18 protein-coding genes are annotated in these 16172 nt (G+C 38.5%); 15 read left to right on the plus strand and 3 right to left on the minus strand.

The genetic code is table 11. From position 1 onward, the window contains the following. Positions 1-202 precede the first annotated feature (202 nt). On the plus strand, positions 203-778 hold the full coding sequence (locus tag JNO66_RS15090) for a GNAT family N-acetyltransferase (protein ID WP_203089400.1): 576 nt from the start codon (positions 203-205) through the stop codon (positions 776-778). Positions 779-824: 46 nt separating this feature from the next. After that, positions 825-1595: a class I SAM-dependent methyltransferase gene (locus JNO66_RS15095; RefSeq protein WP_203089402.1), complete on the plus strand. Its 771-nt coding sequence runs from the start codon at positions 825-827 to the stop codon at positions 1593-1595. 130 nt (positions 1596-1725) lie between these two features. Here JNO66_RS15095 and JNO66_RS15100 read toward each other — a convergent pair whose 3' ends face one another. Then, complete coding sequence (locus tag JNO66_RS15100) at positions 1726-1884, minus strand: Fur-regulated basic protein FbpA (protein ID WP_203089404.1); 159 nt, start codon at positions 1882-1884, stop codon at positions 1726-1728. A 173-nt stretch (positions 1885-2057) separates the two neighbouring features. Between JNO66_RS15100 and JNO66_RS15105 the strand changes: the two genes are divergently transcribed. The 8 genes from JNO66_RS15105 to JNO66_RS15140 all read left to right on the plus strand — a co-directional run bounded on the left by JNO66_RS15105 (position 2058) and on the right by JNO66_RS15140 (position 9564). Further along, entirely contained in the window at positions 2058-3239 is a 1182-nt protein-coding gene (locus JNO66_RS15105; protein WP_203089405.1) for a M20 metallopeptidase family protein, read from the plus strand. A 250-nt stretch (positions 3240-3489) separates the two neighbouring features. Continuing rightward, on the plus strand, positions 3490-4464 hold the full coding sequence (locus tag JNO66_RS15110; protein WP_203090220.1) for a 2-hydroxyacid dehydrogenase: 975 nt from the start codon (positions 3490-3492) through the stop codon (positions 4462-4464). 304 nt (positions 4465-4768) lie between these two features. Beyond that, complete coding sequence (gene cyoE / locus JNO66_RS15115) at positions 4769-5710, plus strand: heme o synthase (protein WP_203089406.1); 942 nt, start codon at positions 4769-4771, stop codon at positions 5708-5710. Positions 5711-5800: 90 nt separating this feature from the next. Continuing rightward, entirely contained in the window at positions 5801-6322 is a 522-nt protein-coding gene (locus JNO66_RS15120) for a CcdC family protein (protein WP_203089407.1), read from the plus strand. Between the two features lie 75 nt (positions 6323-6397). Continuing rightward, a complete protein-coding gene (locus JNO66_RS15125; protein ID WP_203089408.1) occupies positions 6398-6778 on the plus strand; it encodes a DUF1516 family protein in 381 nt (126 codons plus the stop codon). Between the two features lie 281 nt (positions 6779-7059). Beyond that, positions 7060-7791 carry a 5-oxoprolinase subunit PxpB gene (gene pxpB, locus JNO66_RS15130; RefSeq protein WP_203089410.1) on the plus strand — a complete coding sequence of 244 codons (732 nt, stop codon included), beginning with the start codon at positions 7060-7062 and terminating at the stop codon, positions 7789-7791. Next, the gene (locus JNO66_RS15135; protein WP_203089411.1) at positions 7792-8784 is read left to right on the plus strand and encodes a 5-oxoprolinase subunit C family protein; all 993 of its coding nucleotides are present in this window, start codon (positions 7792-7794) and stop codon (positions 8782-8784) included. 21 nt (positions 8785-8805) lie between these two features. Then, positions 8806-9564: a 5-oxoprolinase subunit PxpA gene (locus JNO66_RS15140; protein ID WP_203089412.1), complete on the plus strand. Its 759-nt coding sequence runs from the start codon at positions 8806-8808 to the stop codon at positions 9562-9564. A 280-nt stretch (positions 9565-9844) separates the two neighbouring features. On the opposite strand, the gene JNO66_RS15145 is transcribed toward JNO66_RS15140, so the two are convergent. Beyond that, positions 9845-10033, minus strand: a complete 189-nt coding sequence (locus JNO66_RS15145; RefSeq protein ID WP_203089413.1) for a Fur-regulated basic protein FbpA — start codon at positions 10031-10033, stop codon at positions 9845-9847. Positions 10034-10050: 17 nt separating this feature from the next. Further along, complete coding sequence (locus JNO66_RS15150) at positions 10051-11556, minus strand: glycerophosphodiester phosphodiesterase (RefSeq protein WP_203089415.1); 1506 nt, start codon at positions 11554-11556, stop codon at positions 10051-10053. Between the two features lie 150 nt (positions 11557-11706). On the opposite strand from JNO66_RS15150, the gene JNO66_RS15155 reads away from it, so the two are divergent. The 5 genes from JNO66_RS15155 (at position 11707) to JNO66_RS15175 (ending at position 16132) form a co-directional block, all read left to right on the plus strand. Next, a complete protein-coding gene (locus tag JNO66_RS15155; RefSeq protein ID WP_203089416.1) occupies positions 11707-12345 on the plus strand; it encodes a phosphatase PAP2 family protein in 639 nt (212 codons plus the stop codon). Between the two features lie 149 nt (positions 12346-12494). Next, positions 12495-13448 carry an ABC transporter permease gene (locus tag JNO66_RS15160; protein ID WP_203089417.1) on the plus strand — a complete coding sequence of 318 codons (954 nt, stop codon included), beginning with the start codon at positions 12495-12497 and terminating at the stop codon, positions 13446-13448. Continuing rightward, positions 13441-14388 (plus strand): iron chelate uptake ABC transporter family permease subunit, encoded by a 948-nt coding sequence (locus JNO66_RS15165; protein ID WP_203089418.1) that lies wholly within the window; start codon positions 13441-13443, stop codon positions 14386-14388. Before JNO66_RS15160 ends, JNO66_RS15165 begins: the two co-directional genes overlap by 8 nt. Further along, positions 14382-15140 carry an iron ABC transporter ATP-binding protein gene (locus JNO66_RS15170; RefSeq protein WP_203089419.1) on the plus strand — a complete coding sequence of 253 codons (759 nt, stop codon included), beginning with the start codon at positions 14382-14384 and terminating at the stop codon, positions 15138-15140. Before JNO66_RS15165 ends, JNO66_RS15170 begins: the two co-directional genes overlap by 7 nt. A gap of 23 nt (positions 15141-15163) precedes the next feature. Beyond that, on the plus strand, positions 15164-16132 hold the full coding sequence (locus JNO66_RS15175; RefSeq protein WP_203089420.1) for a siderophore ABC transporter substrate-binding protein: 969 nt from the start codon (positions 15164-15166) through the stop codon (positions 16130-16132). The last annotated feature ends 40 nt before the right edge of the window (positions 16133-16172 follow it).

Genomic DNA, 16172 nt, shown 5'->3' on the forward strand with positions numbered 1-16172 from the left:
GGCCTTTGAGGCCAAGGCCGGTAAGAGAGGCTTCCAGCCGCAGAGCAAACCACCAGTTCACACTGGTGGTTTTGATTTTTATAGAATATAGGTATACTAATAAGGGGAAATAGTGGTCAACCCCTGCGATTTTTCATATAATAACAAGAATACCTCTACTTATAGAGGGAAAAATAATCATACAATTTCATGGAGGCTTATCATGATACGGTTTGCAACCGAGAATGAGAATGAAGAAGATATACGACAGATTAATGAGTTAACGTACTCTATTTTAGAAACGATGGATCTTGAATTTATTCAACAAACACCAAAAGAGACGTTTCTAACATTTCTTGCTACATTGTTTGAAAAAGAAGGGAATCGATTTAGCTACCACAACTTTTTATTAAGTGAATTAGAAGGTAGAATTGCTGCAATCGCTATTGTTTATCATTACGAAGATGCAGTGTACTACGATCATCAATTAAGCAGTGAAATCGCTGCGTTTTTTAAGATTCAGACACCGGTTATTCAATTAGAGGCAAAACCAGATGAATATTATCTTGATTCAATTGCTGTAGCAGAAGATTTTCGTAATCAGAAGATCGGAACGATGCTTTTAGAAGCGGTTGAAGAAGAAGCCTATGACAAGGGATATCAAAAACTGTCATTAAACGTGGAACACTCGAATAATCGAGCAAAACGCTTGTATGAACGCTTTGAATTTACTGAACTCGAACAGTTTGATTTATATGATCACCCATATTATCATATGGTAAAACATCTAATTGGCTAACGAATTGCTTATGAGTTAGATGGAAAGTGTGGACTGACGAAGTACTATGACTACAAACAATCAAAATCAAGAGGCTTGGAACAATGAATCCTATCAAGCTTGGGTCAAGCGATTTGGTGTTCCGACTGAAGCTGCACAAAAGTTAAAAGCTCACCCAGAAAAGCCTTTAATTACATTATTACCCCACTTTGGTGAGGTCGCTGGCAAACGAATCATGAATCTAATGGGTTCTAATGGAACAAAGGCAGTACCACTAGCGCTTCTTGGAGCGGATGTTTCGGTTGCTGACTTTTCCCCAGGAAATAAGCGTTATGCGATGGAACTAGCGGAAGCATCGGGTATATCAATCTCCTATGTATTAGGTGACGTGCTCGAGTTACAGTTAGGCGATCAACCACCTTATGATCTTGTTTTTGCCGAGATGGGCATTCTACATTATTTTAAAGATTTGGGTCCTTTCTTTCAAATGATCTATTCTTTGCTCGATGAAGGTGGACAATGTGTCATTCGAGATTTTCACCCAGTTTCCACAAAGCTTATTACATCAAAAGGAACAACAGCTAAGATTCGTAAGCATAAAGTAAATGGAGATTATTTTGATTCCTCGCTTTATGAACAAAACGTTTCTTTCTCAAAGTTTGATACAGAGACAACATCTACGGTATTACTTAGAAAGTGGACGCTGGGAGAAATCGTCACGGCCACTGCCAATTCAGGTTTAATCGTAAGCGAGTTAATAGAAGAACCTAATCTATCAAGTGATGTCTTTGATAAAGGTATTCCAAAAACATTTGTATTAAAAGCAGTTAAGCCATAATAAAAAATGAACGTAAAATTTGACTGATGATCCTTAGGTAGGGTCATCAGTCTTTTATATTTTCATCTATTAAAATGAAATTCCCAATGAGGATGATTCGTAATTAAAGATTTTAACGACTCTTTACCCACTAAGACGGTCTCTTGTTTAATGTAGCATATACCTGTTCCACTTCAGACAATGTAAGCTTGTAAAGCTGCTGCCCATCCTTTTTATAAATGTGATGCTTAAGCAGTTTACTAATTAATTGTTGTTTGCGAATATCAACAGCATCTTCTAGTCTACCCACTTATGCGCCTCCTTTTATCCTTGAATTTGACCTGGTTCATTATAATATGTACACTATAAACAATCTATTCCTATCAGTCAAGTAAGGATTAAAAAGGTGGACATTTTTCTGTGTATTCTGTAATCTGTTAAGAATACATGGAGGAGTTAGAGAGAGAAGGAGAGATACAGCGTATGAGCATTGAACTAATTGAAAAGCTAAAAGCAGAAAAACAACAGGTGATTGATTGGAGAAGGTACTTGCATCAATACCCTGAGTTATCTTTCCAAGAGTCTAAAACATCAGCTTATATCGCTGAAACTCTAAAGGGATTTGGGCTTGAAGTTAAGACCAATGTTGGTGGGAATGGATTATTAGCGTATGTTCGAGGCGATCAAGATGGACCAACTATTGCACTTAGAGCAGACTTTGATGCCTTGCCGATTAATGAGTTAAATGACGTTCCTTATAAATCAACGGTAGAAAATGTGATGCACGCATGCGGTCACGATGGTCACACAGCCGCTCTTTTAGGTGTTGCTAAAGTATTATCAACGGTTCAAGATCAATTAAAAGGAACAGTGGTACTCATCTTCCAACATGCAGAAGAGCTATTACCAGGCGGTGCTAAATCAATGATCGAGGCAGGAGCACTTGATGGTGTTGATAAAGTATTTGGGGCACATGTCTCTTCTGACATTCCTTTAGGAAAAGTGGCTATTCGAGAGGGTGCAATTATGGCTGCTGCAGATTCCTTTTCCATACGTATTCAAGGAAAAGGAGGACATGGTGCTAAGCCACATACGACGGTTGACTCGGTGACCGTTGGAAGTCAATTAGTTACCCATCTTCAACAGATCGTAAGCAGACGCGTTAATCCAATTGATCCAGCTGTTGTAACAGTAGGTGTATTTCAAGCGGGTACAGCCTTTAATGTGATTGCGGATTCAGCTGAAATTAAAGGAACCGTGAGAACCTATAATCCTGACACAAGAACATTTATTGAAAGTGAGATGAATCACATCGTGAGCGGAGTATGTCAAGCTTCTCATGCAGACTATACGATTGATTACCAAAAGGGCTACCCTGCTGTAGTAAATCACGCTGACGAAACAGCTATGGTTCGCTCAATCGCAAGTACACATTTAGGTGAGGATGTACCGGTTGTGGTTGCTCCTTCATTAGGTGGGGAAGATTTTGCATACTATCTAGAGCAAAAACCAGGTGTGTTCTTCCATGTCGGAGGAAGAACAGATGACGTGTCAACTCAGTTTCCGCATCACCATCCGCGCTTTGATTTTGACGAAGAATCGTTACATATGATCGGCAAAATGTTTTTGGCCATCGTAACCGAATATATCGGATTTGAAGAATAAGAAAAAAGAACGACTCTAACCATGTTTATTTGGTAGAGTCGTTCTTTTTTGCGATCATTAACCAGACATATGCATTCAATGGCTTAAACGTAACAGAAAAACCAGTTGATTCTGCTATATCAGAGAGGATGGGCAGCGTCGTATATAATTGAATGAATTGAAAATCTTCCCTCAAAAATTTGTCTAAATGTCACATGTAAGCTCGTAAGCTCTGTTATACTAAAAGCAAAGTATAATGGGAGGAATTGAAATCATGCCAAAAGTCATTGTATACAGTCACGTTCCCGAAGATGTACTTGCCTGTCTAAAGGAAACATTTGAGGTAACCTATTATGAAAAACTAACGGATGATAATTACTCTGAATTTATGAAAGAGCTTACAGAAGCAGAGGGAGTTCTTGGTTCTGGATTAAAGGTTGATCGCGAATTACTTGAGAAAGCTCCCAAACTATCTGTTGTTTGTAACATAACAGTAGGATACGACAACCTTGTGTTAAATGACTTAAATGAATTTGGTGTGTTAGCAACCAATACACCAGAAGTACTTGACGACACAGTGGCGGATACGATGATGTCATTAATTCTTGCTACAAGAAGAAGAATTGTTGAACTCGATCATCTTGTGAAGAGTGGGGATTGGAAGGCATCGGTTACTCCTGACCTTTTTGGGTTCGATGTTCATCACAAGAAGCTTGGAATTATCGGAATGGGAAGAGTAGGACAAACCTTAGCCAAACGAGCAGCTGCAGGCTTTGATATGGAGATTCTTTATCATAATCGGTCAAGAAACCAATGGGCTGAGGATACATATGGTGCGACATACTGTTCTTTAGAAGAACTATTAAAAGAATCAGACATCGTGTGCCTGCTAACACCTTTAACAAAGGAAACACTTGATCTCATGGGGAAAGAGCAATTTTCTTTAATGAAAAAAGACGCTGTTTTTGTGAATGGCTCGAGAGGTCAAACGGTTGATGAAGAAGCTCTATTTCATGCATTAGAAAACGGAGAGATCTATGCTGCGGGTCTAGATGTTTTCAGAGAAGAGCCAGTTCCTGCAGACCATCCACTACTTAAGCTGAAAAATGTGGTTTCGCTGCCTCATATTGGTTCAGCTACTTTGGAAACAAGAAACAAAATGGCTAAGTTAGCTGCCGATAACTTAGTAGCGACGCTTACCGGCAAGGATCCACTGACACCAATTAATCCAGAGGTACGGTCTTAAATTTACTTAAGCAGTGAGGCATAAACTCTTGCATTCACTACAAATGAGAGTATAATACATTTGGCAAGTGAATACTTTCACAACTGCAGGTAGAATCTTGTCAAAAAGTAGTCACAAAGGTATGACAGCTTTTTGGATTGTAGAATTGGAATCTGTTATTTGCAAGGGTTTATGTTAGACTTAATAAATGAGCCAGGCGATTAAAAAAAGTGTCATGAAGGTAAGCTGTAAGACTCTTTTTTGAAAAAATCAGTGGCTTGATCTGGCTAACATGCAGATCTTTATACTGAGAGAGGAGTCCCAAATGAAAAGTGTGAAGTTAGAAAAGACAGTTGAACAGACAACTTCAGTTTCAAATGTATCCTATTACGCGGATATTCTCTTTGAAACCATTAAAACTGGAATTATAAAGTCAAATGTACTCGCTATGGTTGCGGGACTTTGTTTTGCTTTATTTATACATGGAGAAACACTTCTTACCCACATGGGGTCTATTATTCTAGCATTAGTAGGTAGTTCGCTAGTTATTGGTGCGGCAGGTACATTTAACAATTTGTATGACCGCGATATAGATGCAAAGATGGAGAGAACAAAGAAACGGCCGACTGTTACTGGCGCTATTTCAACGAAAGCTGGACTTATTTTAGGTTCTTCCTTTGCAGTGGCGGGGACAGTATTACTTGCATTTGCTAGTCCGTTAGCAGCACTACTTGGGTTTTTAGGGTTATTCCTTTATACTGTACCTTATACGATTTGGACTAAGCGAAGCACGATTTATAATACAGAGGTAGGAAGCTTATCTGGAGCGGTTCCTCCATTAATTGGTTGGGCTGCAGTATCGTCTGATATTTATCATCCAGCAGCTATTGGATTATTTGTACTAATGCTCATTTGGCAAATGCCGCATTTTTATGCGATTGCGATCCGTAAGCTTGAAGATTACCGAGCTGCAGATGTACCGATGTTACCAGTCGTAAAAGGTATCAAGCGTACAAAAATTCAAACGCTTGTTTATTTAGTTGTGTTACTTGCTTCTTCTGCACTCTTCTTCCCATTCAGTAAAACAATTGCTATTACTGCGTTTGTTTTAACACTAGGTTGGATGATTCTTGGCCTAGCTGGATATAAAAAGATGAGTGACTATAAGTGGGCAACGGCTATGTTTATTTATTCTCTTAATCATATTACGATACTCTTTGCATTAATCATTGGGTATTCGCTTATCCTAATGTATGTAAATGGTTAATCTCTTCCTGTTCCGCTCATAGCAGCGGAACAGGCTTTCATGTTTCATCAACCTCATATAGATGAATTTTACTGAAAAGGGGACCTCAAGTTGGATAACTTACTCCTCATTCCAATTGTACTTGCTTTTGTCATGGGTGGAATTGCATTGCTAGTGCGAATGAAAGCAGCGAAAAAGCCCGTTTCTTTAAAGAAAATTATCTTACCACCTATTTTTATGTCTACTGGTTTTTTAATGTTTCTATATGAACCAACTAGACCTGATTCTTTGCAAGTCGCGGAAGCGCTTGCAGTTGGAATGTTATTTTCAATCCTCCTTATCGTGACGTCAAAGTTTGAGATAAGAGATGGTCATATATATTTACAGCGTTCAAAAGCGTTTATGTTTATATTAATGGGGTTATTGGTCATACGAATTGCGGTTCGTGCGTTTCTTGGTCAAAGTATTAATCCCGAAGAACTATCGGGGATGTTTTTCCTTTTAGCTTATGGGATGATTCTTCCTTGGAGGATTGCTATGTTATTTTCATATCGTCGAGTTGAAAAACAACTACATGATCCGGAACATGAATCCATCATAACTGTGAATCAGGAGCCTGCTCCGAATAAGTAGGACAGGCTTTTTTGTTTCTAGGGTTAAAGTATTTGACCCGATCTTACATATAAAAAATTGAAAAGGAGTGCTTTGATGTATAATATGTTCTATCAATCTCATGCTGGTTCTTGGGCTATTATGATTCTTTTATTTCTACTTGCTTACTTCCTTTTTCGCTGGGGAAAGCCGAAGGGATCTAAAATTGTCTACATGATTGTGCGATTATTCTATGTAATTATGCTTGCATCAGGAATCGGACTATTAGTACTACGGTTCGGTAATTATAACAATTTTGGTGACTTTGTATCAGCAAATTGGAGCTTCCTAATCAAAGGTGTATTAGCGATCATGCTAATCGGGATCATGGAAGTCATCATGGGCAAAACAAAGCGTGTTGAACAAACAGGATCGGTTTGGATTGTTTTTATCGTTCTAACAGCAGTGGTTGTCACTTTAGGCTACTTAAAATTATAAGAGTCGAAGAGTTGAATGATATGTCATAGCGAACCTTCAAATCATATGAAGGTTCGCTATTTTTCGTTCATAACCCCATTAAATCTACACGTTTTGAAGTAAATAATGCTATGCTTAAATGAATTCAAGCAGGATCTGTTCCCTGCTATTTGTTGTTCAAGGAATATGTTTCTGTTTTAACAACCTACATAAATGGGAAAATAAGCTGTATAGAGCATCACGAAGTACGTACATATTGCTTAAAAAGAATGTTCATTCACAAAAGAAATGGAGGAATCTGTATGGATACGAATGTATCTTATCCACATATTTATTCACTAAGCGAAACATCTATGGTTGTTCAATTCGCAGATACAATTAATCCAGATACTCATCTGAGGATTTTGACCTTCATTGACCTTATAACGAGAAATCCGTTTCCCGGTTTTATTGAATGCGTCCCAAGTTATACAGGGGTTGCCATCTTTTATAAACCAACAGATGTATTGGCAAATGCACCAACAACACTTTTAAGCCCAAGTGACTTGGTTCGTCAACAACTAGAAGAATACACTGCGGAAAGTGCGGAACACTCTGCATCAGTCTCACAGGAAACAATTGAGATACCGGTTTGCTACGATCTCTCCTTAGGTCCTGATTTGCAAGAAGTAGCAGAGCATAACAGCTTAACAATAGATGAAGTTATTCAAATTCACTCGGAAGGCGTTTATCAGGTGTATATGCTTGGATTCTCTCCTGGTTTCCCTTTCCTAGGGGGGATGGATGAGGCCATCGCAACTCCACGTAAGAAGCAGCCGCGGCTGACAATCCCTGCAGGATCTGTAGGAATTGCTGGAAAACAGACAGGTATCTATCCGATGCAAACACCTGGTGGATGGCAGTTGATTGGACAAACCCCTTTTAAGCTCTTTGATCTTAATCGAAATGAACCAAGCCTACTAAAGCCGGGTCACTTAATCCGATTCACTCCAATATCCTTAGAGGAATTCAATGAGTTAAAGGAGCGTGACTAAATGAGCATCCATGTAATGAAGCCAGGTATGCAGACCACCATTCAGGATCTAGGACGCTATGGGTATATGAATCAAGGTGTTTCAGTAACAGGAGCCATGGATTCTAAGTCCCTCCGCGTAGCCAACCTACTTGTCGGAAATGATGAAGGGGAAGCGTGCCTAGAAATGACACTGACAGGTCCCTCTTTATCATTTGATGAGGATTTGTTAATTGCAGTTGCGGGAGGAGGAATGATTCCTGTACTTAATGGGAAGAGACGATCGTTACATACGCCATTGTTTGTTCCTAAAGGTTCGTACCTTCATTTTGAGCCAATACGTAAGGGCTGTCGTGCCTATCTTTCAGTAGCGGGTGGTTTTAATGTACCTGTACAATTGGGAAGTAAAAGTACGTACATACGAGCGAAAATGGGAGGACTTGACGGTAGAGCATTGGAAAAAGGAGATATTCTGGATCTTCTTCCTATGTCAGACCACGCCAATAAGTTAGTACAGCGTTTAGCTGAAGACCAGAAACCACTTCATTGGAGAGTTGCACAAACAATTGAATCTACAACAGATCAACCTCATCTAATTCGAGTGATGAAAGGGAGTCATTTTGATCGATTCACGACTGAGAGTCAAAAGATTTTTCTGGAAAAGCCTTTTCAACTTTCAACGCAATCTGATCGAATGGGGTACCGACTTGAAACAGAAGAGAGTATTGAACTAGCAGATTCATTTGAATTGTTATCAGAAGCAGTGGCACTTGGAACTGTGCAACTTCCACCTAGTGGAAAACCGATTATTCTTCTTGCTGACAGACAATCAACGGGCGGCTACCCTAGAATTGCTCAGGTGATGCTTGTTGACATTCCGAAGCTAGCTCAGATGAGGCCAGGTGAATGGATTCAGTTTACAGAAGTCTCCTTGCAAGAAGCAGAACAAGTTTATTTACAGTCAGAAAAAGAGTTAGCGGAAATAAAAGTAGCAATCCAATTAAAAGGGATTTAGGTTTAATAAGGAGGATTTAACATGAAGCAAATTGATCTGAATTGTGATTTAGGAGAAAGCTATGGTTCATTTAAGGTGGGAGAGGATGAAGCCATCATTCCTTTTGTCACTTCCATAAATGTTGCGTGTGGCTATCATGCAGGTGACCACAACACAATGGCAAAAACCGTGCAACTGGCAAAGGTTCACGGGGCAAGAATTGGAGCTCATCCAGGTTTTAATGATTTATTTGGCTTTGGAAGACGACCTATTCAAACGACGCCAGAAGACATTTATCATTTTGTTGTATACCAAATTAGTGCACTTGAAGGATTTTGTAAGCTACACAATCTGACGATGCAGCATGTAAAACCACATGGGGCGTTGTTTAATATGGCTGCGGTTGATCCTAAGATGTCTGATGCGATTGCTAGAGCGGTTAAAGATACGAACCCAGATCTTGTACTGTTTGGACTATCTGGTAGTGAATTAATTAAAGCTGGATTGAATCATGGTTTAAAAGTGGCGAACGAAGTCTTTGCTGATCGAACGTATCAACCGGATGGTACATTAACGCCTAGAACATCAGAACATGCGTTAATTACAAACCATGAACAGGCTATTGAACAAGTATTGCAGATGGTTAAGACTTCAACTGTAACAGCTGTTGATGGCAGTACCATTCCGATGGAGGCTGATACCGTTTGTGTACATGGAGACGGGGAGCACGCTCTGTTATTTGTCACAGAGTTAAGAAAACATCTAACAGAACAAGGAATCAACATTACATCTATTTTATAAATAATGGTCTACTCAGAAAGTGATTGGGGTAAAAAAGTAAATTACTAACGAAGACACGAACATAGCAATATATCCGCTACAGGAGAATCCTTCGCACCCACAAGAACGGCCTCAGCCCCTTCCGCGGAAAAAGCGCCGCTACAGTGTCTTCACCGCGTTCTGTTCCGTAGGAGTCTCCGGTTCTCCTTCCGCTCGTTTCGAAAAAAACGAATGGCGAATGATTCAATAAGCGAATCATTCGCCATTTTTCGTTTATTTTGAGTTATGTTCCAGGCTCTTATTATACACTTTTATCTAAATTTGCTTCAGTTTCAGGAGTTTGGTTTCTTGTTAGTGACTGGTACAAGTGATTGATTTCACTCATGCTCAATTCAAATAAGTGCCGATTTTTTAATTTATATACTCCGAGTTCAATAATACTTGAGATTAAATGATCTCTTTCAAACGATTCAGATGAATTCTGATTCATAGGAAACCCTCCTTCTTTTAAATATGAATTAAAGCTGAGCAAATGGAATGAGATACTCCATTAAGGTAGACACGATATACACAAAATACATGAATGGACGTATCTGATTTCACTTCCTCAGTCACTCGTCGTAGCTCTGTTTTGGTTTGGACATACCATTCTACTGGTACCCATTCATTTGATCCATCACTAAAGATAGCCTGTTCCTGTGCAGGAAACGATATAGTGTCCCGCTTATTACGAGTAGGAAGCGATGATACGTTCATTTGCACGGGATACCAGTTGATATATTGAATGCAATCCATAATTAATCCTAAGGTTCCTTTAGACCACTGCTTCTCAAGCTCTTTTTTTGTCCGAATGGTCCAATAAAAAGACTGAATTCCATCTCTATCATGCTTTGAGAAGAAATTTGTTCTTCGAATTTTCGGATTAAGGGACGCTTGTGTGTGTAATAAAGTCTCCTTTACGATAGCCTCAGAATGATGGACTCTTGAACCCTTGTTATGGGAATATAGTAAACTGACCCCCAATTGAGGCTCTAATGCTTGAACGTCCTTTAAGACTTTTGGAAGAAAACTCTGGATATGAACTTGATGCCAAAGCTCGTATTTTTGTATGAGCTTCACAACGCTCTGAACGATATGTTCTTCTTTTAGTTCAAGCAATAATGTGTGCGAGGTATGTTGGTATGTAGCTAAAAAGGTTTCAAGCTCCACAACGGGAGTCAGTGAATTCATCTCTTTTAGTGTTAGCTGTGCTACACGTCGTCTATCTCCAGTAAGTCTTTTTAACGTTGAATCATGAAACAAAACAAGGTGACCGTCCTTCGTTTCTCGAACATCAGTTTCAAGTATATCTGCACCGAATCGACTCGCCCATTTAAATGCAGCTAACGTATTTTCTTGCTTGAGCTGACACGCCCCTCGATGGGCGATGAAAACTGGACGATGAAGAATCCTTAAGTGACTATACGCTTTCCAAAGTGGTATGATCTCACTTTCGATTGGTACGGAAATAGATTGAACACTAGAAACCATAAGGTCGTGAAGGTTTGATTGACTTTCAGCCTGACTCCATATAGAAAATGCATGTTTCCTTAAAGAATGAGAAAGAGAGGATGCAGTCTCTGGTTCAAGCATAATTGTACGGATGCGATATCTATTTAAGTGAACAATTAGGTCGTTTATATTCCAGTTTGTGATGGTACTCTTATACACTCGTCTGTACGTTGGAAAGGCCATCTCAATCTTTTTTAACAAACATAGTTGCGTAGATAAAAAAATAGTCTGAGTTCTTTTAAGTCGTTTAAGCTGTAATTTGAGTACGTCTAATGTTTCTTCTGACTCCACCTGCAGGACCGTTGTGTGGCAGGATGTTATTAGCTTCTTCAATAAAGAAAAAGACATTCTCTTAAGTAGGGTAGCTGAAATAAGAACGCCGGCTGAAGTACCATGGAGGGTATGAATTTGATGTATGTAAGTTGGAGTGACTAATTGTGATGGTAAATGTTGACGAGGCATTCTAATCCCGCTTTCAAATTTGATCATCTTTCTTTTAATAAGTACCCAGTTATTATATAAAGAAAACATATAAAGGCTTTTAAATGCTAGTCATTGTCAAGCAGATCAGATATCTGTAAAATGGGTTCATTCATGAAAAAGGAGAAACCGATGAACCATAATAAAATTTTACTTAGTATAAGTTTTGTTACGCTTAGTTTGTTCATATTATTAGCATTTACATATGAACACTCTTTTTTTCAACAATTTGATGTTTTTATTGTTGAGCATGTCCCGAGTGTAAGGGCAGAATGGATCACATCTTTTATGCTTTTCCTTGCTTTGTTAGGTGGAACAAAAGTCATGGCGGCTTTAACATTGATATTGATGATTATTTTAGTACTCTGGCAGAAAAAATGGACTGCTGTTTTGCCGCCTATGTTAATAATGGGAGGAACTGCCCTATTAAACATGACAGTGAAGGAATGGATAGGAAGAGCTAGACCAGAGATTAATTATCTAATCGAACAACCAGGCTATAGCTTTCCGAGTGGGCACACAATGGCAGCTGTTTCCTTTGGTGGATTATGTATATATTTAATCTACCATTATGTTGATCGAAAGATGATTAGAATACTTTCCATTGTAGTAGCATTAGTCCTATTTGTATTAATGGGGATTAGCCGGATGTATTTAGGTGTTCACTTCTTAACAGATATTCTAGGAGGAACTTTATTCAGCATCACTTGGATTGCCCTGGCCATTTTAATACTAAATAGAATGAACAGACACAAAACACCCGACTTATAGTTGGGTGTTTTTGTATGACAAAAGTCTCTAATTGAAAATCATTCTTGACTAGGGCAATAAAGATGATAAGATAGAGAATGTAATTGATAATGAATATCAACATCATTGCTTGAGGGGGGACAGGGCTGTTTTAACCAACGGTTGCAACCATGAAGTTATATTACTTAATTATCTTGTTCATCCTTCTTTCTATCACATCAGTATTTGTTGGAGTGACAAATGTTTCTCCACTGGATCTTTTCTCACTTACAGAAGCACAGGAGAGAGTTCTAATTGAGAGTAGGGTACCAAGGGTCATCAGCATTATTATCGCTGGAGCTGCAATGAGTGTATGTGGTCTAATTATGCAACAGCTCACGCGGAACAAATTTGTTTCACCTACAACGGCAGGAACGATGGATTGGGCAAGGCTGGGAATTTTAATCTCACTCATTTTTTTCACAAATGCTAGTCCCATTGTGAAGATGCTTGTTGCTTCAACCTTTGCATTAGCGGGTACATTTTTGTTTATGAAGATATTAGATCGAATTAAGCATAAGGGCACCATTTTCATCCCACTTGTAGGAATGATGCTTGGAAACGTGGTTGGGTCAATCACAACGTTCTTTGCACTAAAGTATGACTTAGTACAAAATATGTCATCGTGGCTTCAAGGAGATTTTTCCTTAATTCTTAGAGGCCGTTATGAGCTACTTTACATAAGTATTCCGCTTCTACTTTTAGCCATTGTATATGCTAATCGTTTTACAGTTGCGGGCCTGGGAGAAGATTTTTCAAAAAATCTAGGGTTGAAGTACAAGTCAGTCGTTCAAGTAGGTCTGGTTATTGTAGCCTTGATGACCTCTGTTGTTATTCTGACAGTTGGAATGATTCCTTTCCTAGGGTTAATTGTTCCTAACATTGTATCGCTATACAAAGGCGATAACTTAAAAAATAGCTTAGCGCATACAGCGTTTTTAGGCGTAGTGTTTGTCTTATTCTGTGACATACTCGGTCGAATCATCATCTATCCATATGAACTTTCCATTGGAGTCATGGTAGGCGTGATAGGTAGTGCGATCTTCCTCTATTTGTTGCTCAGGAGGAAATCATCCTATGCCTAAAAAGAAAATGATACTACTCAGTATAATTGCCTTGGCACTGATTGCTATTTTTATGTTTATTCACTTAAATAGCTCTAATCTGGAGTACGTTCTCCCGAGAAGAGGGAAGAAGATTCTTGCCATTGTTTTAACTGGAGCAGCGATTGCCTTTTCAACGGTTGTCTTTCAAACCATTACAAATAATCGAATTTTAACACCGAGTATTTTAGGTCTAGATTCCTTGTATCTCTTAATTCAAACCGTACTGATATTCTTTTTAGGGTCGGGTTCAGGGTTAATGGATACGAACGTGAATTTCTTTCTTTCTGTTGGGTTGATGGTTCTTTTTGCATCGATTTTATATCGATTGATGTTTAAAAGAGAGGATCAAAATATATTCTTACTATTGTTAGTAGGAATTGTGTTTGGGAGCTTATTTGGAAGCTTATCATCGTTTATGCAGATGCTAATTGATCCAAATGAATTCTTGATTATTCAAGATCGTATGTTTGCTAGCTTTAATAATGTGAATGAGGATATCCTGTTATTTTCTCTGATTGGCTTCTTACTCATAGGGATATATGTTATCCGTTTCACTAAATTCTTTGACGTGATGGCGCTTGGTCGCGATGAAGCGATAAATTTAGGGATTCATTACGATCAGATCGTTAAGAGAATGCTAATCTTAATTGCCGTCTTGGTATCGATCTCTACCGCTTTAGTTGGACCGATCATGTTTTTAGGATTACTTGTTGTAAACTTGGCAAGAGAATTTTTAAAAACGTATCGTCACACATATCTATTAATGGGATCAACCTTAATTAGTGTGATTGCACTTGTTGGAGGATTATTAATAGTTGAACGTGTATTTACTTTTGAAACAACCTTAAGTGTCATTATTAACTTTGTAGGTGGTACCTACTTTATCTATCTATTATTAAAGGAGAGTAAAGCATGGTAGAAGTGAAGAATGTAACCAAATCCTACGGTGATAAGAAGGTTGTGAATAATGTATCACTAACCGTTCAAAAGGGTAAGATTACGTCTTTTATCGGACCGAATGGGGCCGGAAAAAGTACATTGCTCTCCATTATGAGTAGACTCATCTCAAAAGATAGTGGCCATGTCTATATAGATAATGAAGAGCTGACTGACCAGAATAATAGCGAACTTGCTAAAAAAATATCTATTTTAAAGCAAACAAATCACATTAGTATTCGGTTAACTGTTCGAGACTTAGTTGGATTTGGTCGATTCCCTTACTCGAAAGGAAGATTGACAAAAGAAGACAAGCGATATGTAGATGAAGCAATCCGATACTTAGAACTTGAATCAATGCAAGATCAATTCTTAGATAAATTAAGTGGAGGACAGCGTCAGCGAGCTTTTATTGCAATGGTTGTTGCTCAAAATACTGACTACGTGCTGCTAGATGAGCCTCTGAACAATTTAGATATGAAGCATTCTGTCCAAATCATGAAGGTCTTAAAAAAATTGGCAAGTGAATTAAATAAAACTATTGTCATTGTGATACACGATATTAATTTTGCTTCCGTTTATTCAGATTACATTGTGGCACTTAAAGATGGTGAAGTTGTAAACCAAGGCCCGACAGAAGAAATCATGAAGTCCAATGTACTTGAAGGAATTTATGAGATTGATATGGATATTAAAGAAATCAATGGCGACAAAATTTGTGTGTATTATTCATAAATAATTAGAGGAGAGTGTAGAAAATGAAAAAGAACTGGACACTAATGGGAGTAACTATTGTATTAGGCGCTATGCTTGCTGCCTGCGGAACGGATAGTAACGCAGCGCAAGGAGACCAGAATGATTCTGCAAGTGAAGCAGGGGAACAACCAGAGGAAGTAGTTGTAAGTCATGAACTAGGAGAAACAACCGTGCCTGTAAACCCCGAGAACGTAGTAGTCTTTGATTTTGGTGCGTTAGACACATTAGATGAATTAGGTGTTGACGTTGCCGGTGTGGCTCAAACAAACGTACCAAGCTACTTAAGTAAATACGAAGACTCCAAATATGAGAATGTAGGTAGTTTAAAGGAACCAGACTTTGAGAAGATTAGTGAAATGGCACCGGGATTAATCGTTATCTCTGGTCGACAAAGCGACGCATATGATGAGCTATCCGAAATTGCTCCTACTATTTATGTAGGTGTAGACAATGCTGATTACGTCAATTCTTTTGAAGAAAACACTCGTATATTAGGAGAGATTTTCGATAAAGAAGATGAAGTTGAACAGAAAATAGAGGAAGTTCATGCAAAAATAGATAAAGTAGCAGATCACGTTGAAGAAAATGGCACGGAAGGATTAATCGTACTTGTAAACGATGGGTCTTTAAGTGCGTATGGACCGAGCTCACGATTTGGATTAATTCACGACGTATTGGGTGTTAAACCAGTTGATGAAGATATTGAAGTGAATACTCATGGTCAAAGTGTTTCATTTGAATATGTAGCAGAGAAAAATCCTGATTATCTGTTTGTAGTTGATCGCGGTGCAGCAGTAAGTGGAGGTGATTCATCAGCTACTCAAGTGTTAGATAATGAGTTAATCAATAACACGGACGCAGCAAAAGAAGATCATATTGTAATGCTTAACCCAGATTACTGGTATTTATCAGGTGGAGGCTTACAATCAACAGCAGAGATGGTCCAAGAGATTGATGATGTTTTAGAATAAATGAAGTAACCCTGGAAATGACTAATTTCCAGGGTTTTTT

This window comes from Alkalicoccobacillus gibsonii, from assembly GCF_016798245.1.
In the GTDB taxonomy this organism is placed as follows: domain Bacteria; phylum Bacillota; class Bacilli; order Bacillales; family Bacillaceae_D; genus Alkalicoccobacillus; species Alkalicoccobacillus gibsonii.

Excerpts from the sequence above, each read along its gene's own strand:
- JNO66_RS15090 (WP_203089400.1), top strand. The coding sequence starts at position 203 with ATGATACGGTTTGCAACCGAGAATGAGAATGAAGAAGATATACGACAG.
- JNO66_RS15175 (WP_203089420.1), top strand. The coding sequence starts at position 15,164 with ATGAAAAAGAACTGGACACTAATGGGAGTAACTATTGTATTAGGCGCT.
- JNO66_RS15135 (WP_203089411.1), top strand. The coding sequence starts at position 7,792 with ATGAGCATCCATGTAATGAAGCCAGGTATGCAGACCACCATTCAGGAT.
- cyoE (WP_203089406.1), top strand. The coding sequence starts at position 4,769 with ATGAAAAGTGTGAAGTTAGAAAAGACAGTTGAACAGACAACTTCAGTT.
- JNO66_RS15165 (WP_203089418.1), top strand. The coding sequence starts at position 13,441 with ATGCCTAAAAAGAAAATGATACTACTCAGTATAATTGCCTTGGCACTG.
- JNO66_RS15170 (WP_203089419.1), top strand. The coding sequence starts at position 14,382 with ATGGTAGAAGTGAAGAATGTAACCAAATCCTACGGTGATAAGAAGGTT.
- pxpB (WP_203089410.1), top strand. The coding sequence starts at position 7,060 with ATGGATACGAATGTATCTTATCCACATATTTATTCACTAAGCGAAACA.
- JNO66_RS15140 (WP_203089412.1), top strand. The coding sequence starts at position 8,806 with ATGAAGCAAATTGATCTGAATTGTGATTTAGGAGAAAGCTATGGTTCA.
- JNO66_RS15105 (WP_203089405.1), top strand. The coding sequence starts at position 2,058 with ATGAGCATTGAACTAATTGAAAAGCTAAAAGCAGAAAAACAACAGGTG.
- JNO66_RS15125 (WP_203089408.1), top strand. The coding sequence starts at position 6,398 with ATGTATAATATGTTCTATCAATCTCATGCTGGTTCTTGGGCTATTATG.
- JNO66_RS15150 (WP_203089415.1), bottom strand. The coding sequence starts at position 11,556 with ATGCCTCGTCAACATTTACCATCACAATTAGTCACTCCAACTTACATA.
- JNO66_RS15145 (WP_203089413.1), bottom strand. The coding sequence starts at position 10,033 with ATGAATCAGAATTCATCTGAATCGTTTGAAAGAGATCATTTAATCTCA.
- JNO66_RS15160 (WP_203089417.1), top strand. The coding sequence starts at position 12,495 with ATGAAGTTATATTACTTAATTATCTTGTTCATCCTTCTTTCTATCACA.
- JNO66_RS15155 (WP_203089416.1), top strand. The coding sequence starts at position 11,707 with ATGAACCATAATAAAATTTTACTTAGTATAAGTTTTGTTACGCTTAGT.
- JNO66_RS15095 (WP_203089402.1), top strand. The coding sequence starts at position 825 with ATGACTACAAACAATCAAAATCAAGAGGCTTGGAACAATGAATCCTAT.